The organism is Pseudoalteromonas sp. NSLLW24, assembly GCF_015864725.1.
Taxonomy (GTDB): Bacteria; Pseudomonadota; Gammaproteobacteria; order Enterobacterales; family Alteromonadaceae; genus Pseudoalteromonas; species Pseudoalteromonas arctica.
Map to the genome: position 1 here is coordinate 148,335 of NZ_JADYWQ010000004.1, position 26,133 is coordinate 174,467.

Annotated in this window: 24 protein-coding genes; 10 read left to right on the forward strand and 14 right to left on the reverse strand. The window is 39.3% G+C overall.

The genetic code is table 11. The features are described 5' to 3' along the window. Position 1: 1 nt before the first annotated feature. The 8 genes from moaB to I6E72_RS05545 all read right to left on the reverse strand — a co-directional run bounded on the left by moaB (position 2) and on the right by I6E72_RS05545 (position 11,125). Positions 2-541 carry a molybdenum cofactor biosynthesis protein B gene (moaB, locus tag I6E72_RS05510; protein ID WP_197111382.1) on the reverse strand — a complete coding sequence of 180 codons (540 nt, stop codon included), beginning with the start codon at positions 539-541 and terminating at the stop codon, positions 2-4. Then, entirely contained in the window at positions 538-1,218 is a 681-nt protein-coding gene (locus I6E72_RS05515) for a molybdenum cofactor guanylyltransferase (RefSeq protein ID WP_197111383.1), read from the reverse strand. Before I6E72_RS05515 ends, moaB begins: the two co-directional genes overlap by 4 nt. 1 nt (position 1,219) lies before the next feature. Then, positions 1,220-2,191, reverse strand: a complete 972-nt coding sequence (gene moaA, locus I6E72_RS05520) for a GTP 3',8-cyclase MoaA (protein WP_197111384.1) — start codon at positions 2,189-2,191, stop codon at positions 1,220-1,222. 16 nt (positions 2,192-2,207) lie between these two features. Next, positions 2,208-4,904 carry a nitrate reductase gene (locus tag I6E72_RS05525; protein WP_197111385.1) on the reverse strand — a complete coding sequence of 899 codons (2,697 nt, stop codon included), beginning with the start codon at positions 4,902-4,904 and terminating at the stop codon, positions 2,208-2,210. Positions 4,905-4,930: 26 nt separating this feature from the next. Further along, positions 4,931-6,454 carry an FAD-dependent oxidoreductase gene (locus I6E72_RS05530; protein WP_197111386.1) on the reverse strand — a complete coding sequence of 508 codons (1,524 nt, stop codon included), beginning with the start codon at positions 6,452-6,454 and terminating at the stop codon, positions 4,931-4,933. A 227-nt stretch (positions 6,455-6,681) separates the two neighbouring features. Further along, positions 6,682-7,875 carry an alginate export family protein gene (locus tag I6E72_RS05535; RefSeq protein WP_197111387.1) on the reverse strand — a complete coding sequence of 398 codons (1,194 nt, stop codon included), beginning with the start codon at positions 7,873-7,875 and terminating at the stop codon, positions 6,682-6,684. A gap of 9 nt (positions 7,876-7,884) precedes the next feature. Next, positions 7,885-9,642, reverse strand: coding sequence for a bifunctional protein-serine/threonine kinase/phosphatase (locus I6E72_RS05540; protein WP_197111388.1), 1,758 nt, complete (start codon positions 9,640-9,642; stop codon positions 7,885-7,887). A gap of 13 nt (positions 9,643-9,655) precedes the next feature. Beyond that, positions 9,656-11,125 carry a NarK family nitrate/nitrite MFS transporter gene (locus I6E72_RS05545; protein ID WP_007585259.1) on the reverse strand — a complete coding sequence of 490 codons (1,470 nt, stop codon included), beginning with the start codon at positions 11,123-11,125 and terminating at the stop codon, positions 9,656-9,658. 288 nt (positions 11,126-11,413) lie between these two features. On the opposite strand from I6E72_RS05545, the gene moeB reads away from it, so the two are divergent. Continuing rightward, complete coding sequence (gene moeB, locus I6E72_RS05550) at positions 11,414-12,172, forward strand: molybdopterin-synthase adenylyltransferase MoeB (RefSeq protein ID WP_197111390.1); 759 nt, start codon at positions 11,414-11,416, stop codon at positions 12,170-12,172. Here the strand turns inward: moeB and I6E72_RS05555 are convergent, their stop codons facing one another. The 3 genes from I6E72_RS05555 to modA are packed head-to-tail and all read right to left on the reverse strand — an operon-like array spanning position 12,173 to position 14,619. Continuing rightward, on the reverse strand, positions 12,173-13,201 hold the full coding sequence (locus I6E72_RS05555) for an ATP-binding cassette domain-containing protein (protein WP_197111391.1): 1,029 nt from the start codon (positions 13,199-13,201) through the stop codon (positions 12,173-12,175). Between the two features lies 1 nt (position 13,202). Continuing rightward, positions 13,203-13,880 (reverse strand): molybdate ABC transporter permease subunit, encoded by a 678-nt coding sequence (gene modB / locus I6E72_RS05560; protein ID WP_002959821.1) that lies wholly within the window; start codon positions 13,878-13,880, stop codon positions 13,203-13,205. After that, complete coding sequence (gene modA / locus I6E72_RS05565) at positions 13,867-14,619, reverse strand: molybdate ABC transporter substrate-binding protein (protein ID WP_197111392.1); 753 nt, start codon at positions 14,617-14,619, stop codon at positions 13,867-13,869. The genes modB and modA overlap by 14 nt, the downstream gene beginning before the upstream one ends. Before the next feature lie 45 nt (positions 14,620-14,664). On the opposite strand from modA, the gene moeA reads away from it, so the two are divergent. Continuing rightward, the gene (gene moeA, locus I6E72_RS05570; protein ID WP_197111393.1) at positions 14,665-15,882 is read left to right on the forward strand and encodes a molybdopterin molybdotransferase MoeA; all 1,218 of its coding nucleotides are present in this window, start codon (positions 14,665-14,667) and stop codon (positions 15,880-15,882) included. A 53-nt stretch (positions 15,883-15,935) separates the two neighbouring features. Here the strand turns inward: moeA and I6E72_RS05575 are convergent, their stop codons facing one another. Beyond that, on the reverse strand, positions 15,936-16,388 hold the full coding sequence (locus I6E72_RS05575) for a DUF1311 domain-containing protein (protein ID WP_165726361.1): 453 nt from the start codon (positions 16,386-16,388) through the stop codon (positions 15,936-15,938). Positions 16,389-16,664: 276 nt separating this feature from the next. Next, positions 16,665-18,089 (reverse strand): sodium-dependent transporter, encoded by a 1,425-nt coding sequence (locus I6E72_RS05580; RefSeq protein WP_010552537.1) that lies wholly within the window; start codon positions 18,087-18,089, stop codon positions 16,665-16,667. Between the two features lie 189 nt (positions 18,090-18,278). Here I6E72_RS05580 and I6E72_RS05585 point away from each other — a divergent pair, with 189 nt between their 5' ends. The 6 genes from I6E72_RS05585 (at position 18,279) to I6E72_RS05610 (ending at position 22,611) form a co-directional block, all read left to right on the forward strand. Then, a complete protein-coding gene (locus tag I6E72_RS05585; RefSeq protein WP_010552536.1) occupies positions 18,279-18,581 on the forward strand; it encodes a YciI family protein in 303 nt (100 codons plus the stop codon). 162 nt (positions 18,582-18,743) lie between these two features. Then, positions 18,744-19,001, forward strand: a complete 258-nt coding sequence (locus tag I6E72_RS05590) for a PepSY domain-containing protein (protein WP_002959808.1) — start codon at positions 18,744-18,746, stop codon at positions 18,999-19,001. Between the two features lie 3 nt (positions 19,002-19,004). Further along, positions 19,005-19,679 (forward strand): response regulator transcription factor, encoded by a 675-nt coding sequence (locus I6E72_RS05595; protein WP_007375447.1) that lies wholly within the window; start codon positions 19,005-19,007, stop codon positions 19,677-19,679. After that, positions 19,673-21,010: an ATP-binding protein gene (locus I6E72_RS05600; RefSeq protein WP_007585276.1), complete on the forward strand. Its 1,338-nt coding sequence runs from the start codon at positions 19,673-19,675 to the stop codon at positions 21,008-21,010. Before I6E72_RS05595 ends, I6E72_RS05600 begins: the two co-directional genes overlap by 7 nt. Then, the gene (locus I6E72_RS05605; RefSeq protein ID WP_007585278.1) at positions 20,997-21,407 is read left to right on the forward strand and encodes a hypothetical protein; all 411 of its coding nucleotides are present in this window, start codon (positions 20,997-20,999) and stop codon (positions 21,405-21,407) included. The genes I6E72_RS05600 and I6E72_RS05605 overlap by 14 nt, the downstream gene beginning before the upstream one ends. 124 nt (positions 21,408-21,531) lie before the next feature. Beyond that, complete coding sequence (locus tag I6E72_RS05610) at positions 21,532-22,611, forward strand: flavin monoamine oxidase family protein (RefSeq protein ID WP_197111394.1); 1,080 nt, start codon at positions 21,532-21,534, stop codon at positions 22,609-22,611. A gap of 69 nt (positions 22,612-22,680) precedes the next feature. Here the strand turns inward: I6E72_RS05610 and I6E72_RS05615 are convergent, their stop codons facing one another. Further along, positions 22,681-23,718: an AI-2E family transporter gene (locus tag I6E72_RS05615; RefSeq protein WP_007585280.1), complete on the reverse strand. Its 1,038-nt coding sequence runs from the start codon at positions 23,716-23,718 to the stop codon at positions 22,681-22,683. 170 nt (positions 23,719-23,888) lie between these two features. Between I6E72_RS05615 and I6E72_RS05620 the strand changes: the two genes are divergently transcribed. Next, positions 23,889-24,779, forward strand: coding sequence for a TIGR01777 family oxidoreductase (locus I6E72_RS05620; protein WP_197111395.1), 891 nt, complete (start codon positions 23,889-23,891; stop codon positions 24,777-24,779). Positions 24,780-25,133: 354 nt separating this feature from the next. Then, positions 25,134-26,087: a GGDEF domain-containing protein gene (locus I6E72_RS05625; RefSeq protein WP_197111396.1), complete on the forward strand. Its 954-nt coding sequence runs from the start codon at positions 25,134-25,136 to the stop codon at positions 26,085-26,087. The last annotated feature ends 46 nt before the right edge of the window (positions 26,088-26,133 follow it).

Consider the following 26,133-nt stretch of genomic DNA (forward strand, 5'->3'; position numbering starts at 1 on the left):
ACTATTGCTCACGCGATTCACACTTTTTACCAATGGTAATGTGCGGTACAAAGTTACACGGTTTATGCATTGAGTTAAGTTGATCTTTTATAATGCCTGTCCATGCTGTTTTGCATGCGCCTGTCGAGCCTGGCATACAAAAAATAACGGTGTTGTTAGCAAGTCCCGCAAGTGCACGAGATTGAATAGTAGAGTTACCAATTTCACCGTACGATATATGTCTAAATAGCTCACCAAAGCCGTCTACGCTTTTATCAAACAGCGGCGCAAATGCCTCAGGTGTTGAATCACGTTCGGTAAATCCTGTACCACCAGTCACTAAAATAGCGTGAATGGTGTCATCGGCTATCCACTGCGATGCAATAGCGCGCATTTGGTAAACATCATCTTTTACAATGTCTTTATCCGCTAAGTGATGACCGGCCTCGGTTAGCGCTTTAATTAAATAATGACCAGAAGTATCGGTAATCGCATCGCGCGTGTCGCTTACTGTAAGTACGGCAATGTTTAAAGGTATTTGTGACTCGCTTGTGTGGCTCATAATGTTTTTCTCAATTGGTTAATGCTTTGGTCAAAATGCTCATTTACAGCTTTAAATTGCGCCGGTGTATTGGTGTTTATTAATGCATGCGCTTTATTACATAAAAGCGTTTGCACACCAATGCTTTGGGTAAACTGTTTTATTGATTTATGACTGCTTGCGTTTGTGAGTATGTGTTTTAAATGATTTTTTACACTGCTTGTATTACGAATATACAGCGGTAGAGGTTCATTTTCAAAGTGCCAAGCATGTATTTGTGACTGATTTAATTGATTGCTCACACTTTGTACGTTATTTGACTGAGAAGCCAGCACTATTGTGCTTAACAAACTACTCGTAAGTAGAGGCATATCTACCGCAGTAATAAGTAAATCGTGCTCGGTGGCTATTAATGTTGAGTAAATACCGCCAAGGGGTCCACTATTTGGGTATATATCTTTAACGTACTTTTCTGAGGGATAATCGCTCGGTGAATAATGGCTCGATGACTTGAGCGGATTTATAACATTGCGGCTTATTAGTATGTTTTTAGCACCTGCGTCTTTTAATAAATCACACGCATTGTGTAATAGCGTTTTATTTTTTAAAACTAAATCGGCTTTGTCTGTGCCCATTCTTGATGACTTACCACCAGCAAGCACAACGCCTGTAAAATCTCGCTTTGCTTTTACTTCCATATTAGCCGCCTAACATCGCTAAGTGAGTTGTCGAGCCTGTTAAGCGTTTATCTAGCTCATGGCTTATTTCTTTATTGCCCATAGCAGCTCGAATAGCCTTTACTGTCGCTGCAGTATCGTCCTCGTTTAGTAGCTCGCGTAAATCGATTCCTTGCTCGGAAAATAAACATAGGTGTAATTTACCCAGCGCCGATACCCTTAAGCGATTACAGCTTTTACAAAAATCTTTGCTGTAAGGCATTATTAAACCAATACGACCATCGTAATCAGGATGACAAAATTCCTCAGCGGGTCCGTTTAGTTTCCCCCTAACGACTTGTAACCAACCTTGGTCGAGTAATTGGGCTTTAACCGTTTGCCCACTTAAGTGGTTTTCTTCAAAAAAGGTTGCGCCGTCACCTGTTTCCATTAATTCTATAAAGCGAACCGTAACTTTGTGGTGTTTTACCCACGCTAAAAAATCCTTCAATTGGTTTTTATTAAACTGCTTGGCAAGCACTGCATTTATTTTTATGTCTTTTATGCCCAGCTCTACCGCGCGCTCAATCCCTTTTAAAATAAGGGTAAGTTTATCGTGCCCTGTTATGAGTTTAAACATACTCGGATTTAAACTATCAATGCTGACATTAAGCGCATCAAGCCCTGCTTCTGCAAATTCATCAATTTTATTTAATAAATTAAACCCGTTGGTAGTAATAGCTACTTTTTCTATGCCTGGCGTATTTTTACAGAGCTTTATAATATCGGTTACGTCGTTTCGTAAGCATGGTTCGCCACCTGTAATACGCACTTTTTTAGTACCTAGTTCTGCAAACGCATTTACAAGCGTGCTAATTTCGTTTTTATTTAAAAAATTACGCGGCGTATCGCACTGATACCCGTTTGGTAAACAATAACTACAACTAAAATTACATACATCGGTTATTGAGAGACGCAAATAGTTAAACTGCCGACCAAATTGATCATTAAGCATATGCTTCCTTTTTTCTTTACATTACAACCGCAACATCAATGCTGCTAGAACCTGCTTTGTAATGTTGTTTTATTAATTGGCTTAATTGTGTTTTACACGAACCGCAATTCGTTCCACATTTAAGTTCAGACCCCAATTGCTCGACTGTGTTTGCACCGTTTTTAATGGCGTTTATAATTGGCTGCTCTCTTACTTTAAAGCAGCTACACACTTGCACACCTTGGGTAAATTCTTCATCGGGGGTTGCATAAAGCAAAGACTGTAACTGTGTAAAAGTCAGTAATGGCTCTGCAAACAAATGGTTTATCCACTCAAGTGATATTTCTTTTTGTTCATTAGAAATAACACCAACAAACGCTAATTGATCGTTTTGAATACACTGCACATGCATGGCTTTTGCCGTATTCATAGCCGACCACTGCCCTTGTAAACCAGTTAAGGTTTGGCAGTAATACAGTAAATCACTTTGTGGCTCATTAAGCGCCAATTGGTAATTAAAGCAATTACTTGCATTAACTTTGAGCCAAAAATCACTGTTTATAACAAGTTCGTTTTTAGCAAACAGCTGCATATATTGCACAAAGGGTGCTTTAACTATATTAACAGCACCGTGTTTGCACTCAGCCTGACCAGATAGAGGGTCAACTACCGATTGATACAACCCACTTACTGTTGCTGATGACGCAAATTGCTTATTCCAATGAATAGGCATAAAGCATTCACCTTTGCGCACGGCATCGGTTACTTTTGCATGCGCGGTAACCTGCCCAGTTATGGCAATTGCACTTATTAAATCGTTTTGTTTAATTGCTAATTTACTGGCATCAAGCGGATTAATTTCAATATACGGGCGTGTAATATGCGATGAAAGCGCAGTGCTTTTACCCGTGCGGCTCATGGTATGCCATTGGTCGCGTATACGCCCTGAGTTCATTACAAACGGATAATCATTTGATGTTTTTTGCACCGGTAATTGCGGCGTTATAGGTATAAAACGCGCTTTTTTATCAGCGGTGCTAAATTGGTTATTTGTAAAAACCTGACCATTTTTATAAGGCTCGTTTTTAACAACAGGCCACATAATGGGTTTTAAATTATCATACTGATTTTGTGTGAGCCCAACTAAACCAGAGAGATTTAATAATCGGCTGCCGTTATTTTCAAAGTCGGTTAATTGTGCCCATTCTTCAAAAATGCCACTTGGGTCTGTAAAATCAAACCCTTCAAAGCCCATTTTTTTAGCGACTTCGCACATAATTTGCCAATCGTTTTTAGCTCCCGAATAAGGCGCTACCAACGGGCGCTGCCTTGATATTCTTCGCTCTGAGTTAGTTACTGTGCCGTTTTTTTCGCCCCATCCGGTTGATGGAAAAGCAACATCGGCAAATTTTAACGTATCACTTTTTGCAATACAGTCAGATACAACCACCAGCTCGCAGGTCTCTAATGCCTTTTTAATAGCGGCGTTATTAGGCAAACTTACCATTGGGTTTGTTGCCATTATCCACACTGCCTTTATTTTGCCTGCGGCTATTTCATCAAACATATCGATAGCATTGCTGCCTGCTTTTTTAGCAATAGTTGGCGAGAGCCAAAAACGTTGCACAAGTGATTGATGCTCTGCGTTTTCAATATCTAAATGTGCCACTAACTGATTAGCCAAACCACCTACTTCGCGCCCGCCCATCGCATTGGGTTGCCCAGTAATCGAAAACGGACCACTGCCTGGCTTAAGTAATTTACCTGAGGCTAAATGTGCATTAATAATGGCGTTGCATTTATCTACACCCGAACTTGATTGATTTATACCCATTGAATAAAAGCTAATCGCACTTGGGCTGTTAGCAAATAGCGCGTAAAACTCAGTGACTTGCTCAATTGCTATATCGCAAAAGTCGCTAACTGCCTCACAGCTCCACTTTTGTGCCTCCTGCAGTGCGCTTTCAAAACCGTTTGTGTGCTGAGCAATAAATTGCGTGTCGAGGTAGTTATGCTCATTTAAATAATTAAGTAAGCCGTTATAAAGCGCAGCGTCACTGCCTGGTTTTATATTTAAAAATGTGTCGGCAAGCTCAGCGGTGTCGGTTTTACGCGGATCAATAACCACTACTTTCATATTTGGGTTAAGCTGCTTTGCACGCTCCATTCGCTGATACAAAACCGGATGAGTCCACGCTGCATTAGAGCCAATTAAAATAAGCAGCTCAGTTTGCTCTAAATCCTCGTAAGTACACGGCACTACGTCTTCACCAAAAGCCCGTTTATAACCTGCCACAGCAGATGACATACACAGGCGCGAATTTGTATCAATATTGCCTGAGCCTATGTAGCCTTTCATTAATTTATTAGCGATGTAGTAATCTTCAGTAAGTAACTGCCCTGACACATAAAAAGCCACCGCATCGGGTCCGTGCTTTTGTATTATGTCGTTAAATTTATTGGCAACGTGGTCGGTGGCTTCATCCCACGTAACGGATTGGTTATTAATAAGGGGTGACGTTAAGCGATTATCACTGCCTGTTGTGTCGAGTAAATGCGTGCCTTTTACACATAAACGACCAAAGTTTGCGGGATGCTCTCGCATGCCTTCAAGCTTGGTTGGCACATTATTAAAAAGTGAAATATCAACACCACACCCTACACCACAGTAAGCACATGTTGTTTGTTTTAAACTCGTTTTATTTATAGTTGGTGACGTATTTGCGGTTGCCATACTGCTCTCTTTTAGTGTGCTTTAATTTATGCGGGCTGTTTAACAGGCTCATTAAGAGTAACTACGTTAATAGTGTTACTTGCTTTAGCGAGTGCGCTGTTTATTACGTTTTGAACGAGCTTTTCACAACCTCCACAGCCTGTACTGGCTTTGGTGCTTTGCTGCACACTTGCTAGGTCTATAAAGCCTTTAGCGACTGTTTGTTCAATGGTGTGTTTAGTTACTTTATGACAAGCGCAAATAATGGCGTAATCAGGCAAGTCGTCGGCGCTTAGCTCTGCTATGTCGCCAGCAAGGGGCATAATGAGCGCTTCGGGCGCAGTGATAAGTTCAATGTCGTTTAAATGATATTGCAGTAAATTATCGTAATCGCTGGTATCGCCAACAAGTACCGCGCCAATCAGCTTATTACTTTGTGAATTAGTGACTACTTTTTTATAAATACCATTGGATTGATCCTCAAAATAATAGCTTATTGCGCCTTCGCTGCGTGCATGCGCATCGCCAATAGAGCCCACTTCAACACCCATTAATTTAAGCTTAGTGCTCATATCGGCACCGCTAAATTCATCGGCTTTATTGTCTAAGCCAGTACTTTGCAAAGTACCTTGCTGGGTCTGTTGTAAAATATGCCCAACTGCAATTTTAGCCATGGCGTAACCGGGTGCCACTAAGCCAAAAATAAAATTATTCCATAGTGCACATTCACCAATTGCGTATATGTTTTTGTCGCTCGTTTGACAGTGGTTATTAATTACAATACCGCCGCGCTCACCTAACTCTAAATTAAACTCGCGGGCTAAATTATCATAAGGGCGAATACCCGCCGAAAATACAATCATGTCGGTTTCAAGGGTTTTGCCGCCTTTAAAACACATTTTGTAACGGCAACTTTCACCTTCTACTATTTCCTCAGTTGCGACCGATGTATGCACAGTAACGCCTAAATCTGTAATTTTGTTTTTTAGTAGCCGACCGCCACCCGCATCAACTTGTACGCCCATAAGTTGCGGTGCAAATTCTATTACGTGAGTCTGTAAACCCAGTTGCTTTAATGCGTTTGCAGCCTCAAGCCCCAATAAACCGCCACCAATTACCACGCCTACTTTACTACCGTGGGCTGAGTTTTTTATTGCGTGTAAATCGTTAATGGTGCGATAGACAAGGCAATGTTCACGATCTTTACCCGGTATAGGAGGTACAAATGGAAATGAACCTGTAGCAAGCACAAGCTTGTCGTATTCAAACAACTCCCCTTTAGCGGTCGTTACAGTTTGTGCATCACGATTTATATCAACCACTTTAGAATGAGTATGAAAGCATACTTGCCAATCGTCATAGGTTTTATTGCATGTAAGTGCGAGGTCGTCTGCGGTTTTGCCTTTAAAAAAAGAGGATAGTTGCACGCGGTCATACGCTAAACGGTCTTCACCGCTAAGTACCGTAATCTCAAATTGCTCATCAGCCTGATTTTGAGAAACCAGCTGCTGCACAAAATGATGCCCCACCATTCCGTTTCCTACTACTACAACACGCTGCTTGCTTAGCATTTACTCACCTTAAAATGATATCTACTTTAGTAATTGACTAAAATTGAAATCGAATGATTTGTTATAGGTTTGTTATAGCAATATGTAAGCCAAATATATAAGCATTTAAAATCAGCAAGTTGCCTACATTGGTGCAGAGGTGAAAAGCGTAAAGCCCCACAAGATGGTGCAACTGCACCATCTTGTGTCGCTATAAATTACAAGAGGATTTTAGAAGATAGTGAGGGTTAAAATTTAGCGCTCATCCATACCCATAATTTTTGAGTATCGACTTTATTAGCAGCGGTATCGCCCGCTGAGTAATCAGCGTATTTAACACCCACTGCGTACTGTTTATTAATAGGTTTAACGTATTGTACGTTTAGCTCATTGCCTAAATCGTCAATCCCATTTGATTGCTCATTAGCATCAAAACGGTGATAAGCCACCAGCCATTTTCCGTCAAACGCTTTACCATTTAAGCTAATGTAAGTGTCGTCCAAGCCTTGTGTGGGTGTATTTAAAAACGTATCTGTCCAACCATTAAATTTATGTAACGTGGCAAGTGGTGTTGCAAACCCGTAATCGCCATTGTCAGAGCCAAGTGACTCTATGCCAACTTTTAATGTTACTGTCTTATTGCCCAAACCATTTAAACCCACAGCACCTTCAAGTGCATAGTAATCGGCATCAAAATCACTCACGCTTGTTGAGGCAGACTGCGTTGCATACTCCGCTTTGTAATAAAATTTTATGTCGTTTAGAGCTTTATTACCGTTAAAAGAAACGCCATAAGTGTCTAAACTGTCGTCTTGTAGTACATCGTCACTTAATAAGTAACTGTATAAAACCACTTTACCGTAGTCTGTTTTAAAGCTTGCATTAATAAGATGATCGGACGATTTAATGTCTTTATCGTCAGCAAATATGCGGTTACGCTTATTTAAATAACTGTATTGTAAATCTATGTTATTAAATGCGTAATTAATGGTTGCTGCATCAAAGGTTTGCCTGTCTTGGCGCCAACCTACGTGCCCAACAAAACGCTGCCCATCAAGGGCTATTACTTGGCGCCCTACTTTTAGCGATAGACCATCGCGGGCATATTTAACAAAACCTTGGTCAATCTCAGTGTTTTCTGGGTCTGCAATAACAGAGTAATTAGTGTTTTTTCCCACCGTATTGTTGTAATCGTCTACGCCTAATAGGCTGCGAGTATCTTCTACTTCAATAAGGGCTGAAAAACCATTCACCTCGTCTGTTTGATGCGTTAAGCGGGTTCTAAGTGTTAAGCCGCTTGCATCTTTTAAAGCATTGTTTTGATCAACGCTTTCAAAACGCAGTCTAAAATCAAGATCAGTTTGCGCGGCAAAGCTTATTGAAGGCGCAGTGAAGCAACCCAGTATAAAAATAATAGGTAAGTTGTTCTTATAGTTAAGCATTTTGGTTCTCTACGTTTTAATTATTAATACACATACCAAAGCAATAAATAAACACAGCGAAATACATTTCCACACCATAACTGGATCGCGTTTCATTATTGAGCTTTTATTAGCGGTACTTTCTAAATAAGGATTAGGTTTGTTGATATCGTTTATAAACTCAGAAAAAGCTTGGTATCTGAGCTCTGGTTTAGGGGCAAGCGCCTTCATAAGGGCTTGATCTAACCAAAACGGAATATCGGCTCTGTATTTACGAATACTTGTGTAGTGCCAATGGCTGTAATCTTTTGGCGCTACGTGGTTAAGTGGCAGTGGTTTGTAAGGCAATTTTGAGCACAATAACTCGTATGCAATAACGCCAAGTGAAAACAAATCACTTTTAAAATCGGCGTGCATAGTAATAAGTGTTTCGGGTGCGGTGTAGTCGGCAGTGCCTTGCGGGCAATCATCCGCAATTTGTTTAACCGACTCATCCATAGCCGCAACACTTACTGTGCCGTAATCAATGAGCGTTACTTTTCCGTGTGCATCTATCATTACGTTATCGAGTTTTAAATCGCGATGTACCATATCGAGTCGTTGAAACGCCCTTAATGCATGTACTATTTGTTCAATAATACTACGTACTTGGGTTATTTCTGGGTGCGGCACGTCGTGCTTCCAATCACTAAGTGTTTGCCCGTCCATGTACTCACAAATATGATACAAAAAACGACTTTGCGATTGCGTACTCAGTACTTTCATCACGTTTAAATGGTTTATGCGTTGACCTACCCAGCCTTCTCTTATAAAGCCTTGAAGGTAGTGCACATCGTCTTCAAAATTAACCGAAGGTGCTTTTAAAACCACTGGCGGTATATCGGGCGCTTGTTGCACTAAATAAATATGCGAGCGACTACTGGCATGCAATTTACGGATAACCGTGTAGTCATCAATTTTTTGTCCAACATTAAGCGCAGGTGGAATTTTTCGTCGTGTTAGCGAATGATAAAGCTCATCTAACTTTTGCTCGGCAATATTTTCTACTTTTACAAGCAAACAACTTACGTTGTCGTCACTACCTCGCGCTAATGCAAGTTCGGTAATTGCTTTAGCTGCATTTTCTAAATTAGTGTGATCTAAATTAACGTGTTCATTAATTAGTTTAGCTATATCGCTGTTTGGGAGCACATCGTGTACGCCATCGCAGGTTAATATATAAATATCGTCTGCTTTGAGGTCAACTTCGTAAACATCTATTTCTTGATGAAGTTGTGCGCCAAGTGCACGCGTTAGCGTATCGTTTACTTTGTGATCCCGTGTTATCGCCTCTATTTTATTTCCTCGCAAGCGGGTAATACGCGTATCACCTAAGTGAAATATATAACCCGTTGCTGACTTTAAAATAAGCGCTGTAAAAGTGGTCATCCAATCGGCTTGGCGCTGACCAAGGTGATTGTAATTAACTGATTGCGAATAAAGCCACTGATTTAAACTTGCTAACACCTTCGACACTGACTTTTTAACCGCCCAACTTTCGGGGGTATTTAAATACTCATTTATAAAATGAGTAACCGAAAGTTGAGACGCTTGTTTCGCATTTTTTGCTGATGAACACCCATCGGCTAAGCAGGCAATAACGCCTTTAGACTCTTTTTCTTGCGCTTTGGTATTAAGAGCAGCAAACGCATCTTGGTTTTCTGCTTTTAACCCTTTAGCGCTGTGGCCGCCAAATGAAACATTGAGTTCATTTTCAAGCGCTTTAGCGTGGTGTGTTTCATCAAACATAGTCAATAATGCCTTAAGTCACTGAAATAAGTTCAACGGTGCCGTCTTCATTTACTTCGGTAATGTGTCCGTCTGGTTCTTTCATAAAAAACAGTGCGCCTAAGCCAAGTAATGCACTACCCGCAATAATGAAAAAGAAGGTTTGATAATCAACAAGTGATAATGCCGTTAAGTAAACTACTGCACCAACATTACCGTATGCGCCTGTCATACCTGCAATTTGCCCTGTTAAACGACGCTTAATTAGTGGTACTGCGGCAAATACAGCGCCTTCACCAGCTTGCACAAAGAACGAACATGCCATAGCAGCTACTACAGCAAGCCATAAAGGCCACGATGCATCAACCAAGCCCATTACAAAATAACCAACAGCAAGACCCATCGTAAGTACAATAAGTGTTATACGACGACCTAATTTATCTGAAATCCAACCGCCACCAGGGCGAGATGCTAAGTTCATAAATGCATAAGCAGAGGCTAAAATACCGGCATACACCATATCAAGCGCAAACACATCCATAAAAAACAGCGGCAACATAGATACAACCGCAAGCTCAGAACCAAAAGTTGTAAAATATAAAATATTTAAAACAGCCACTTGCTTAAACTCATAACGATGCGACTCAGGTACAGGCTCTTTAAAAATATGACCATTTACGTCAAAGGTTTTATACACTTCGTAAATATAAAGTAGGACTAAAAAAGCATACACAGCAAGTACAAAATTAGCAGAAATTAGGTTAGCTCCGGTTGGCGAAAGCTTCCAAGTAAGTAATGCTAATGCGCCGTACATAGGGATTTTCATAATAAGCAGTAATACAAAGTCGCCTTTACTGGTAACTTCCATTGCGCCTACTTTTTTAGGTTTAAAGTATGTACCGCCTTTTGGCGTATCGGTTACATTTAAATACCAAATAACACCAAATATAACGCTTAATACACCGGTTAAACCTACTGCATAACGCCAACCGTCTTCGCCACCAAACATTAGTGCAATAATTGGCAATAACATAGCCGCTGCTGCTGAACCAAAGTTACCCCAACCGCCATAAATACCTTCCGCTATACCCAACTCATTAGCAGGAAACCATTCACTCACCATACGAATGCCCACAACAAAGCCAGCACCAATAAAGCCTAAAGCAAAACGCGCTATTGCGGCTTGCTCAAATGTGGTTGCCATAGCAAACATAAAACATGGAATACTACAGCTAATAAGTAGTGCCGCATAAACAATACGGGGACCAAATTTATCGGTTAGCATACCCACCACAACACGCGCTGGAATAGTTAACGCTACATTTAAAATTAGTAATGTTTTAACTTGTGCCATGGTGATCCCAAGTGAACCCGCTATGGCACCTAATAAAGGAGCATGGTTAAACCATACAAAAAATGACACAAAAAAGACCATCCAACTCAGATGCAATACTTTCATTTTTCCGCTAAACGATATTAGGTTAAACCCAGAACTCGGTTGCATGTTTATTTTCCTCGTAAACGTATTATTGTTTTATTAATGCCCCACCCTTTTATATGAGTAGCAGCCCAATGTTTGTTAAATTTAAGTTAACCCGATATAGCAATTACTGAGCCACTAATTAAAAACCATAAATTTCATATGGTTACATGCAACAGTTGTTTTTATACGTTATAGTTGCACTATATGAGTGAAGGGCTCTGGGTTGTTAGAGTGCAAATAAAAAGCGTTACTACTTGCTCTTGGATTTAACAACTTGGTATTGTTCAAAAAAAGGTTGAGATTTTAAAAATGCAAAAACCACCATTAACTTACCAGCAGCAACTGCGCTATTCTCGGCACATTATGCTCCCGCAGCTTGATATAGACGGACAAGAGCGACTATGGCAATCGCATGCTTTAATTATTGGTGTGGGTGGGCTTGGGTGTGCGGTAGGTCAATACTTAGCGGCATCTGGCGTTGGGACGCTTACCTTAGTTGATAACGATGAAATAGACGTGACCAACCTGCAAAGGCAAATACTGTATAAAGAAAGTGATATTGGTAGCTCAAAATGCAGTGCTGCTAAAAAACAGCTTAACGCGCTTAATAGTGAAATAGACATAAACACCATTGAGGCATTTTTTGATGCAAGTACCTCTACAGAACAATTATTTAATAACATTGATATAGTGATTGATTGCTCAGATAACCTAGCAACGCGCAATGCACTTAATAGCGCCTGTTTTAAAGCTAAAGTTCCGCTAGTGTCAGGCTCTGCAATACGTATGGAAGGACAAGTCGCGTGTTTTACTATGAATGAAAACAGCCATTGTTATGGTTGTTTATCGCAATTTTTTAGTGAACAAACACAAAGCTGCTCTGAATCCGGCGTGCTTTCCCCTATTGTGGGGCTAATAGGCAGTATTCAAGCTACTGAAGCGCTAAAAATGCTTGCTGGTTTGCCCAGCGGCTTAGACAAACATTTATTGCTGGTGGATGGTTTAAGCATGGAGTTTAATCGTTTTAAAATAGCTAAAAACAGTCAATGTGCGGTGTGCAGCATTTAGTTATTCTAGATTACTGATTGTTGTATAAAGCACATCGCCCACTTTAAAGTCGTTTTTGTCCCACACTCGCCTTGAAGCCAAGCAATACAAAGTTTGCCCGTCTACATTAAGCGTTAACTGCCACTTATTATTAATAAGCTCAGCCTGAGTTAATACCGACCTTAAAACATTACTGTGCGTTGTTTGCTCAGGTTTTAACGCACTAAACGACATTTGCTCACTTTCTATAATTAGCTTATTACTGCTATCTACAAGTGCCGGAAGCACAAAAAGCGGCTGCTCACTTTGCTGTAATTGTAGTTGATATAGCCCATAGTCTTCATCAAATTTAACCACATTGTAATTAATTAAGCTCAGCGGTGTTTGCCTGTCGTTTGCATAAATAGCTTTTGCAACGTGTGCACTTGCACCTTGGTTTATCACCTTACCTTTATCAAGCTGAATAAGGGTATCGCAGCAAAATAGCAGCTCTTTTAATGAGTGACTTACTATTATAAATTTAATATTAAACTTAACTGCAAACTCGCTAAGTTTAGTGAGCGTTTTAAAACGCAATGACCAATCAAGCGCACTAAAAGGCTCATCAAGCATTATAAATTTTTGACCTGCTAACAGCGTACGCGCAAATACTACACGTTGGCGTTCGCCACCCGATAAGCTTTGTACATCACGGTTTAGTAAGTCTTGTAATTCAAGTGTTTTAACAACGTATTCTAGCGTTAAGCTGGTTTGCTTATTCCCGCAGTGTTTTTGTGTAAACGCTAAATTACCTGCCACATCTAAATGAGGAAACAACGGGCACGATTGCAACTGAAGCGTAATACCGCGTTTATCGCTTGGCAACTCATGCACTGGCTGATTGTTTACATAAACATTTTTTGCCGGCTCTAAACCGCTAATACAACGCAGTAATGTTGACTTACCCGAGCCAGAAGGCCCGTAAACACCGAGTACATTAAACGACTCAAGCTTAAGGTTTATATCTAAATCAAAATTATTGAGTGCTTTAAAAAGGCTTAACTTAATCATGTTATTGCTTAACCCCTACAATGCTTTTATTAAACTTAAATAACAGCACTAAACAGGCAAACGAAATAGCCAGTAAAATAAGTGAAAGCTGATGCGCCGCCGTATAATTTAACGATTCAACATGGTCATAAAGTGCAATAGACACCACCTGTGTTTGCCCCTGAATATTACCGCCAATCATTAATACCAAACCAAACTCACCCAATGTATGCGCAAAGCCTAAAGCAAATGCGCTACCAATACTGGGTTTTAAAAGCGGAATAATTAAATGTACAAAGCGTTTAAACGGGCTTAACCCAAGCGCAATGGCAGCTTCGTTATAGGTTTGATTAATATGCTTAAACCCAGCCACAAGTGGCTGCATTACAAAAGGCAGTGAGTAAAAAAGCGAGCCAATAACCACGCCCTGAAAACTAAACGCCAGCTGCGTACCCGTTAGCCAAAACCAAAACTGCCCAAAAGCGTGATCAGGCGAAAATAAAACAAGTAAGTAAAACCCTAATAACGTAGGCGGCAGCACTAAAGGCATTGCAATTAATGCCTCTAAAAATGGTTTGAATTTACCGTTATAGCCAGCGAGCTTGTAAGCCAGTGGAATACAAAAAACAAGAAGGAGTACTGCGGTTATAAAGGCAAGTTTAATAGTTAACCACAGCGCGGTTAAATCACTTTGAAGCATTGTTGTCCTTTATTCTGTAACCTAATTCAATTAACTGCTGCTGCGTAGCCTGCGTCATTAAAAATTGCATGAGTTGCTTAGCGCTAGCACGCTTTTTAGTCGAGCTAATAATAACGCCTTGTTGAATTATATCGGGATATTGATTGGTAGGCAGCACGGTGTAATCTAAATATTTTTGATCTTGCGTGTTACTGTAAGCCGCCTTTAGTGATGAAACAGCCACCAGCCCTACTCCTACATTACCGCTTTCAACAAACTGAAACGCATGCGTAATGTTATTACCGTACACATAATTTACTGGCTTTTTAAAATGGTTATTCGCGTAGTGCTCTGAGGCACGCCCGTATGGTGAAAAACGCGGATTAGCAATGGCTACTTTATCATTTACTTTTTCAGCTTTGGGTTGCCACAAGGCAAGTTCGCCTAACGCGTAAGTGATTAAGCTGCTTTGCTCGGCATAACCTTCTTTAATAAGCGATTGCGGTCGGAAATCGTCAGCCGATAAAAACACATCAAATGGCGCACCATGAACTATTTGCGAATATAAAACACCGCTAGAAGCGGCTGATATTTTCACGTCAACATTAGGTAATGGGGATTTTTTAAGCAAGGTTTGCAATACAGTTTTAAAATTACTCGCCACGGCTACGTGCAGCGTTTCTTTTGCGTTTACGCCGCACGAAAGCATGCATGCTATAAGCAAAAAATAACCCAACCATGTATTGTAAAGCTTTGACATTATAAGTATTGTTTCAAAATAAAATGATTTAAGTAAGCAATATATATGAACGATGTTTGCAATGCACCCGGTTTATTGCCAATTGAAACTGCAATACAAAATATACTTGGCTCGATAACGCCTGTTAAAGACGTTGAAACCATCACTATAATGCAAAGCGTTGATCGCGTTTTAGCAAGCGATGTTAAATCAACTATAAACGTACCAGCTCATAACAACTCTGCAATGGATGGCTATGCGCTATGTATTTCAGATAAAAGCTTAACCTATACACAAGTAGGTAGCGTGTTTGCGGGGCAAGTTTTTGAAGAAACGCTTACCCCAGGGCAATGCGTAAGAATAATGACCGGCGCCGCCATTGCACCAGGCGCTAACGGCGTTGTAATGCAAGAAAACGCCTCGGTTGATGGCGATAAAATTACGTTTACTGCGCAACCTGAGCTAAATGAAAACGTGCGTTTTGCTGGTGAAGATATTGCAATTGACGATGTTATTTTAAAAGCAGGCGATAAATTAAAAGCCGTTGATGTGGGGTTACTTGCATCTTTGGGAATTGCCAATATAGACGTAGTAAGAAACTTAAAAATAGCCGTACTTTCTACAGGCGATGAGCTAATAGAACCTGGTCAGCCGCTTAAGCAAGGCGCTATTTTTGAAAGCAACCGCGCTGTTATTATTAGTGCGCTGCAACAAAAAAATATAGACGTGCTTGATTTAGGAATTATCCCTGATGACAAAGAACTCATCACTAATGCATTTTTGAAAGCGAACGAACTTGCCGATGCCGTAATAAGCTCAGGCGGTGTATCGGTTGGTGAAGCCGACTTTACTAAAGAAGTGCTCAACGAAATTGGCGAAATACACTTTTGGAAAATAGCCATGAAACCAGGCAAACCTTTTGCCTTTGGTAAACTAGCTAACAGTTACTTTTTTGGCTTGCCAGGTAACCCTGTGTCGGCTGCTGTTACGTTTAATCAGTTAGTAGAGCCTGCACTGCAAAAGCTGTCGGGGCTTGGTGAAGTAAACCCTAAAATGCGATTTAACGCGGTTACTACATCCGTTATTAAAAAGCGCCCTGGCAGAGCTGACTTTCAACGCGGTACTGCAACAATTAACGAGCAAGGTGACTTAGTGGTTGCCCCGTTTAATAAACAGGGCTCGGGTGTACTTTCGTCGCTTAGTAAAGCTAACTGCTTAATTGTAGTGCCAGCACAAAGCGGCAATATCGAAAAAGGCGCAACAGTAAGTATTGAGTTGCTATAAAGCCTAAAATGCTACAGCTAACTGTATAATTTAGCTGTAGCGCTATGTAGGTCTTAAAATATTTTTATATTTAATGTTTGAATTAAACAATTTAACTTTTCGCTATGTCCTACAAACTCTTCTTTGCTTAATCTATTAACACACTTTAGCGCATTTTTAGTCGCAAAGTATCTATCATAACTTAGGCTTCTTTCGCATTTAACACTATACGTTGAGGGCCAAGAGCCACCGGCACCCGTTGCTATGCCAACAACGTTACATGTAGCATCTATATACTGCTCCCATGCTTTTATTTGTGCTTTAACTGCATCTACTTGGTAATCGTCATTTAGTTGTGGGTAGATTTCATCCATCATTTTACTGATTTTAGTTTTGTATCTATTGCCCTCTAAATTATAAGTATTGCCCGTGTGCATTGCACCGCCTTCTGGCCAACCATCAGCGCTTTGTGCAAATGCGCCAAATGATGAAATAGCAAAAGCAAACCCAATAATAATTTTATTCATTTTAAATCTCTTTAATACCAATCTGCTTATATATGGGGTCTATTTAACGTTAAGAAAATTACGCTAGAACTAGGCAAAAATTTTTGTATCTAGTTGTTCTAAATAAAAAATTTTTAACGACGTTATAGTGAAATTTAATTCGTTAAATTGATCAAAGATTTATGCAGGTTGGTATAATAGTTAGACCAGATACCTGTAAAAAAACGCCTATAAAAAATGCCGCTAAGCTTAACTGAGCGGCATTTTATTATTCAATAAGCTTTTAAAGAGGTCTATTTAAAAACCAAATATTTTTAAATCAAAAAACTTAGTCGCCACTGTATTTATAAATATCACAGCTAGAATGACAGGAATAAACGTTGAAAGTGAAAAGTTAACGTACTTTTCCATCAAGCTTCCCGCATAATTAGGCGAACCTAAGCTTAGCTCTTGTGTTAAGCGTGCTTTTTTCCAGCGGTACATTACAAACAAACACACCATTAAGCCATTAAGCGGTAAAATTGTGTCGTAAAATACATCAACAATAATATCAAAAAAGCTCTTATTAACGCCGCCATAACTGGTGAACGAAGTAAGGCTGTCAATCATACCAAACGACATTGTACATAAAATAGTAAGTACACCGGTTGAAAGTGTAAGGATGCCCAATGCTTTTTTACGGCTAATACCTTTACGGTCACTTAGTGTTGCTGTCGGTACTTCTACTATTGAAACAAGTGAAGTAATCGCTGCAAAAAATACTAATAAAAAGAATGAGAACGCAACAATAGACGCACCTACATAACCAATATCATTTTGCAGTGCTAATAATATTTTAGGTAGGTATACAAAAATCATTGATACAGACGAGTCAGAAAGTGCTGATGGGTCTGTGTTTGGATCAAAGCTAAATATAGCGGGCAACACCATTAGGCCCGCTACAAACGCAACGAGTGAGTCTGTAATAGCGACCATTTTAGCGCTACTTACAATGTCATCCTTTTTAGAAATGTACGACGCGTAAGTCATTAATATACCCATACCCAGCGATAGCGAGAAAAACGCTTGGCTTAATGCGCCATTAAGTACACTTGCACTCATCTTAGAAAAATCAGGAATAATGTAGTATTTAACACCGGCCATTGCGTTATCAAGCGTTAATACATAAGTAACTAAAGCAAGTAGCATGAAAAGTAAGGCTGGCATTAAAAATTTAGCGGCTTTTTCTATGCCTTGTTTAACACCCCCTAACAAAATTAAGTTAACAATAATAACCACAACGGCCATATAGCCAAACACAGTGTAACTATTAATAAAAACACCAAAGTGGCCAGGATCTGCAAGTAAATCTAAATTACCGAGGCCTGTTTGCGTTAAGTAACCAAAAATCCAAACCGTAATTACCATATAAAACACAGCAATCATAAATGGTGTAAGCACCGCTAAAAAACCTGCTAGCTTCCATTTTTTATCGTTATTAGATAATAGCTTGTACGAACCAAGTGGATCTTTTTGAGCATTACGACCCATTGCCATTTCAGCCATCATGACTGGTAAACAAATAAATACGACAAATAAAGCGTAAATTAATAAGAATGCGCCACCACCATTTTTGGTAGCAGAAACCGGAAAACCAACTAAATTGCCAATACCAACAGCCGAACCTGCCGCTGCCATTATGAATCCGAGACGGGAACTAAATCGTTCTCTATTTTCGCTCATGCATAAAACCTTTTTATTATTTTGTATATTTCAGCGACTCTACCAGTGTTACACAGAGATTTTCAAGCAATTACAGCTTAAAAATAAAATCGAAGTGTAAACCTGTGTAAATACGCTTTTAATTCACCAATTTTCAACGCTGTGGTAGTATTGCGTTAATCAAATTTAACAATTTTTATGAGATTCCTTATGTTGTACATGATTCACTCAACAGACGTTGAAAACAGCTTAGAGCTTAGAAAAGCAGCACGCCCTGCACATTTAGCACGCCTTAGTGAGCTTGATTCACAAAACCGTTTATTAACTGCGGGTCCGTTTCCGGCAGTCGATAGTGAAGATCCTCAAGAAGCAGGTTTTACCGGTTCATTAGTTGTTGCTGAGTTTGAGTCAATAGAAGCAGCTCGAGAGTGGGCAGCAGCTGACCCTTACGTTGCCGCTGGCATCTATGAAAATACAATTGTTAAACCTTTCAAAAAAGTGTTCCCTGCTTAAAAGTGTATTAAACCCTAAGAGCGTGTGTTGCACTGTAATTCAGGGTTTGTTCACAAGATTTTAATTAAAATTACTGAGATAAAAGCGAATTTAGCGTTTTTACTTGAATTTTAGTAACTTAGTTAATTAAACTAAGTGGGTCTGGTCTAGGAGTTTTCCATTATGCGCGTATTATTAAGCCTCGGTTTTATTGCTTGTGTTAGCTTAGCTAACTTTGCTCAAGCAGCGACGGCCACCCAAGCATCTCATGCTGAGGTGGACAAAAAGAAAGCCGTAATACTTGCAAAGAAAACAATAGGCGGTAAGACCTTAAAAATTACCGAAAAAACAGATTTTTATACCGTACGAATACTCAAATCTGACGGCCACGTCGTTGATTTACATATAAATAAAAAAACCGGCGAAGTGAAAAAGGATTAACAAATGCGAATTTTAGTTATTGAAGACGATTTACATTTAGCAGATAACCTACGTAATGCTTTAGAAAAAGAACGTTACAGCGTGGATTTATGTCACGATGGTGAAGCAGGTCTTTTCCACATTACAGAATACCCGCTTGATATGGCCGTAGTTGATTTAGGTTTACCTAAAATAGACGGTATTGAGCTAATCAATAAAGCACGAGCACAAGGCATTACTATCCCTATTTTAATCTTAACAGCGCGCGATCGCTGGCAGGATAAAGTAGAAGGTTTAGATGCAGGTGCAGATGACTACCTTACTAAACCATTTCATGTTGAAGAACTTATTGCACGTTGTAATGCATTAATTCGTCGCAGTGCTGGTAAAGCAAATCCAGAAATGACTGCGGGTCCAATTAAAATTCATACACGTTCACAACAGGTATGGGTTGATGATAAAGAGCTTAGCCTTACAGCTTACGAATATAAAGTACTTGAATACTTAATGGTAAATCCGCAAAAAGTAATTTCTAAATCAGAACTTACTGAGCATATTTACGACCAAGACTTCGACCTTGATTCAAACGTAATTGAAGTATTTGTACTACGTTTGCGTAAAAAGCTTGACCCTGAAGGCGTACTAAACCCAGTAGAAACACTACGTGGGCGTGGTTACAGGCTTAAAAGCCAGTGGTAATACCGCAAATATCGTTAAAAATAAGGCAAGGATTTATCCTTGTCTTTGTTTTATTAGTCGCACTCCCTATCTTATTTTATTCAATTGGCAAAGCGTATTACGCTTCGCTTGTTGATGCGACAGAAAAAACCCTCGAGGCGCAGCTCTACTCGCTAATATCTGAAGTCGACTTTACTGAGCATGGTATTATTATGCCCAGCACTATTTTAGCGCCTGAGTTAAACAGATTAAATTCAGATACCTACGCAATGATTTACCGCGATGATGACCCTGTTTGGAACTCAGAATCGGCTGTAAATTTAAACTATGTACCAGAGCAAATAGAAACCAAAGCAGGTGCCGCCGACTTCAGGCGTGTGGAGTATAATAATACCGCGTACTGGCAACTTAGCCTGACTGTAATTTTAAACAACATAGATCAATCAGAACAAGCTCGCTTTATATTAGTCAAACGTAACGACGCTCTACTTCGTATAATGGATGGCTTTAAGCAAACCCTTGTAGATTGGATGTTTATCATGGGGATTGCAATTGCAGGCCTAATGGCTATTGGTTTCATTTGGAGCGCTCGCCCACTCCAACGACTCGATAAAGAAATAAAAGCGATTGAATCGGGTGATATTCAAGAAATTAAAGGCCTCTACCCTGTAGAGCTGCAAACAATAAAAGCAGACCTAAACTTACTACTTGAGTCGCAACAGCGCCAAAAAGAGCGCTACAGAGCCTCATTAAGCGACCTTGCTCATGCACTTAAAACACCGCTTGCAGTACTAAAATCAAGTCCATTGGCAAACGATGCCGATGCACAAGAACAACTCGACCGAATTAATGTGATGATCGAGCACCAATTAAAGCGTGCTGCAACCGGTGCATCAGACACGTGGAAAAAGCAAACACCTATTAAGCCAGTACTTGATTCAATACTCAGTGCTATGGCAAAAGTATACCGTGATAAAGATATTATTTTTACCTGCACCGTAACCGAAAAAGATTACTTTTTAGGTGACCAAACAGATTTAATGGAATTACTCGGTAACTTAATTGATAACGCCTGTAAAGCGTGTCGCTCGCAAGTAGAAATACAAGTAATCCAAAGTAAAACTCTGTGTATTGGAATTAGCGATGATGGCCCTGGTGTGCCAGAGGATAAACGTGAATCTTTACTTACACGTGGTACTCGCCTCGATACATACGAAAGTGGACACGGCGTAGGCATGGCGATTGTATCTGATTTAGTTAAGTCGTATAACGGGACGCTTACCATTACCGATGCTGATAACTTAGCCGGCGCTCAATTTATCTTAGAGTTTAATTACAATGACAAAAAGTAACTATTTATTAAAACTAACTGCCATTGTGCTATTAACTACAAGCCAGTACAGCTTTGCAGATGAAGCATGTACTTTAGCCGCTAAAGCAACAACCGATGAAGCTAAGCGGTATATTCAATGCCTAGATAGCCAGATCGATAAAGCAAAGCAAGCACAAGGCAGTTGGATACAAAAGCGCAAATATGAGCTAACTAAATCACAAGAAAGCACAGGCAATACGCAAGTATTGCCGTTATTTATGCGCAGCATTAAAAATAACGAAAAGTACCTTGAGAGCGCCTGCCAATGGCGTTACTTAATAAAACTTCCTAATGCGACAACAGCGGCCATTAGCTATAAACTCTGTGAAATTGAGCTTATAAATCAATTTACAGAATCACTAAAACACCCATTTTAACGTAACTTAAGCACACTAAACTAGTTACGTTTATCTACTCGTTCCCTTTAGCCTACTTGACAATTTATTCATATCAAAACAAACTATCTACTAGTAGATTGCTAAATAGCTAATAGGTAAACAAATGACTAAACCAGTAATAATTATAGGTGGCGGACTGGCCGGCTTATACAGTGCGTATAAATTACAACTGCTTAATATTGAGTACTTATTACTGGAAGCTAAATCGCAATTAGGCGGCCGAATTTTTGCTGCGCAATCACCAATAAATAACGATGTTAGTTTTGATTTGGGTCCTACGTGGATATTTCCTCACCAACCAAAAATCCAAGCTTTAGTAAAGTCACTCCACTTAAGTATATTTGAGCAATACAACAAAGGTGATGTGTTATATCAAGCACCTAACTCCAAGCAGCCTCAACAAATTGCAGGTGCTGGAGATATGCAGTTATTTAGGCTTAAGCACGGCATGAATACCCTAATAACTGCCTTATACGAGCAACTTAATCCTGATTCAGTGTTATTAGAACACAATGTCACTGAGCTTAAAAAAGGTGATAATAACTGGCAAATTACAGTTAATCACTTAGGTAATATAAAGCACTTTACTACTGAAAAACTAATTTCAGCTATTCCTGCTCGTATGGTTACAACACACTTAACACCTGAACTATGGGCTACTCCAACGCTCATAAACCGCCTTAGTAGTGTACCTACATGGATGGCAGGACAAGCCAAATTTATAGCTACTTTTGAACATGCATTTTGGCGTGATAAAAACTTATCAGGGCAATGCTTTAGTCGCGTAGGCCCAATGGTCGAAATTCACGATGCCAGTGCTGAAGATGGCAATTACGCCGCATTATTTGGCTTTATAGGTGTGCCCTACTTATCACGAAACCAAGTAACTAAAGAGCAATTAATTCAAGCCTGTGCCCAGCAGCTTAGCTACTTTTATGGTAAAGATGCTGAAAAGGCAACGGGGTATTTTATTAAAGACTGGGCAGACGATAAGTTTGTAGCTAATAGAGACGATCAAACTCAGCCTTCGCAGCACCCAGAATTTGATTTTTCAGGCTTAGATGGGCAATTAAATAACTTGAACATTCATTTTGTAGCGAGTGAGTTTGCAAAACAAGAAGCAGGATATTTAGAAGGCGCAATAAACGCGGTGGATGACGCTATTAAATTGTTTGTTAATTAATAGCCCTGTATTTACTGATAACTTAACCATCAAGGGCTTTAATTTTACAGCCCTTGATAGTTATAGATGTTAGTTATTTTTAGCAACGTCTTCGCCACTGCCTAGTAGAGTGGCAACCCACTTACCTTCAGCACTGGCTTCTAAGCCTATTTTTACAATCATAGTTAAGGGCACAGATAAAAGCATACCCACAGTACCTAATAACCAGCCCCAAAATATTAATGATAAAAATACCACTAGCGTTGAAAGACCCAGCCCTTTGCCCAAAAACTTAGGCTCTACAATATTGCCCATCACCGTATTTATTGTTAAATAACCTGCAGCAACCAATCCCGCAATTAACGGACCTTGAGTAATAAGCGCAAGTAATACAGCCGGTACAGCCGCAATAATTGACCCAATATTAGGAATGTAATTGAACATAAATGCCAATACCCCCCACAGCACAAAGTAGTCAACGTCTAAAATCCATAAGTAAAACGCAGCAATAATACCCGTACCTAAACTTACTAGTGTTTTAATTGCCAGATATGAATTAATAGACTCTAAAAAGCGGTCAATTTGCTTCATTTTGCTATCGGGATCTTCAAGTGCCATGTGTATTTTTTTGCTCAGCATTGGCCCTTCAAACAACATAAAAACAACGGTTAAAATAATTAAAAACATGTTTGCCATTACGCCACCTAAACCGGTGAGCATATTAGTGGCTACATCAACCATTTTACCTGGGTCGAACATATTGATTAACTGTTCTTTATTAATCAGTATGTTGTATTGAGATGCTAAATCTACAAGCCATACAAATTCTTCTTTGAGTTGTGTTTTATACTCAGGAAGTTGCTGCGAAAAATCGTTTATTGATTGCCCTACAAGCCCGCCAAGGCTTACACCTAAGCCAACTATAATAAGCACTACCAACATAACAGCAATCCCTTTAGGAATTCGGTAGCGCGCAAAAAACTTGATAAGCGGATTACAAATAATGGCAATAAACGCCGCCAAAATAAACGGAATAATAATTACACTTGCCGCTTTTATCCCCGCGAGTACGACCACTAAGGAAGCAAAAACTATTAAGCTTTTATTTACTCCAGTTAAACTTGCCAATTTATTAATCCTTTTATTAATGATATGGCTTTAGTGTAAGGCAAAAGGTAATTAAATGAAATAATTACGAAGTGATCATAAAAGCCTGTTTTACGTATAAATTTGCAAAGCTGTTTGCTAGCGAGTATGTTTTTTAATCACTTGCTACTATTTTATTGTAAGGATTAATAATGCATATATTTATTACTGGCGCGACGGGATTAATTGGTAAGCACTTATGCCCTTTTTTACTTCATCATAATACTGTTACTGTGCTTAGCCGAAACCCGACTAAAGCAAACGTATTATTGGGCCATAAAGTTAAAGCCGTAAGCAATGTCAATGCAGTAGATTTTAACACTGTTGATATTGTTATTAATCTAGCTGGCGAACCTATTGTAAATAAACGCTGGAGCGACAAACAAAAGCAAATAATACGCGACAGCCGTATTGGTGTTACACAACAAATTAGTGAAGCTATTAAAGCTTGTAGCACTGCCCCGCATACTTATATATCTGGAAGCGCCGTTGGGTTTTATGGTCGACAAAATAGTAACCCTATTGATGAAACTTTTGAAAACCCACATGATGAATTTAGCCACCAGCTTTGTAAAGACTGGGAAAACGCAGCGCTACTCGCGCAATCAGAACACACCAGAGTGTGCCTTTTACGCACGGGTATTGTTTTAGCTAAAAAAGGTGGAGCATTAAGTAAAATGCTCCCTGCCTTTAAATTGTGTTTAGGCGGCCCAATTGGTAATGGCGAGCAAGGAATGTCGTGGATACACATCGACGATATGATTCAGCTAATACTTTTTATTATTAAGCATCCAGAAATATCTGGCCCTGTTAACGCAACAGCACCAAACCCTGTAAGCAATGCTCAATTTAGTAAAAGCTTAGGCGAAGCGCTCTCTCGACCTGCATTTATTCCTATGCCTACTGCAGCACTTAAACTATTAATGGGTGAAATGTCAGACTTACTAACAACGGGGCAATTTGTAGTCCCTAAAAAAGCACTCGTTCATAATTATCGTTTTCATCATCCTGATATTAAATCGGCTTTAGAGAGTTTGGTTTAGCGGGCGTTAATAATTCTTGAGGTAAAATATGAAAATTGAAAAAGCAATCCTTTTAACTGAATTGACCTTTTCTTATTAATACATAATAATTACAACAGTTAGTTAAATATATATTTCATCATTTTATAATAAAGAGAATAAATCATGTTTCATTTGCCTACTGTGATCTTCCTCTCTTTTATTCTTAACTTACTCATAAGCTTATTTTTTCTCTCAATTTATAAATATAAAAAACAAACATCTTTTTTATTATTTGGTTTAGCCTGTGCCACATTTGCATTAGCCGAAATACTGGCATGTTTGCGCTTATTCATAGACTTTCCTTTAATAACCCACTATTTAGCTAGTGTTTCAATGATTACTAGCCCACTTTTAATTATTGTTGGACTATATAAATACAAAAACGTAAAAAATATTAGCTTAATGCCTCTTTACTGCATATTTGGTTTTTCTAGCTTATTGTTATTGGCAATTTATCCTTTCGGTGCAGCAAAAATGCTAACGAGTTTAGTAATTGCCGGATTATTTATTTACACAGCGTATTTAATCAAAAGCATGAGCTTTGTTGCTAAAGCCCAGAAAAAGGCGTTAATTACCTGCTTTTTAGTGCACAGTGGAGTTATGTTTTTAAATGCTATATTTCTATCAATACCGGTACTTAGTTCGAGTATTCAAGATGTAGCAACCCCTTTGCAAATTGTGCTTATTAGTCATTTACTATTAGCCACACTGAGTGCTCTTATACTGCCATTTTTGTTATTTTCCAATAGTGAATATACGCTATCGAACCTTGCCAATACCGACTCTCTTACACAGTTATTTAATCGCAGAGGTTTCTTTAATAACGCTAAAGCAGTCCTTAAACAACCTAATAACAATGATATAAATGTATCTATAATTATTCTAGATATCGACTTTTTTAAGCATGTAAACGATAAGTACGGCCACGACACGGGCGATCAAGCAATTAAATGGATTGCGCAGCACATAAAAGAGCAATTTATTGATGAGGGTATTTGCGCCAGAATAGGCGGTGAAGAATTTGCAATATTACTACCAGACTATTCCCTACGAGCAGCTAAAGAATATGCAGAGCACTTACGTGAAAATATTTCTAAGCATCCGTTTTATTATCAAAACGCGCATATAAAACTATCTGTGAGCGCGGGAGTGAGTCACTCTGTAAATGGTAAAATGAGTGTAAAAGACTTACTGTCGTTGGCTGATAAACGCCTTTATCTTGCTAAAGAAACCGGCAGAGATAAAGTAGTTAGCTTTGACGAAAAAAACCTCTTAATGCAGTGCTAATTATTTTACAAGCTATTATAAAAAAGGTTCCTCCTATAAAAACGTG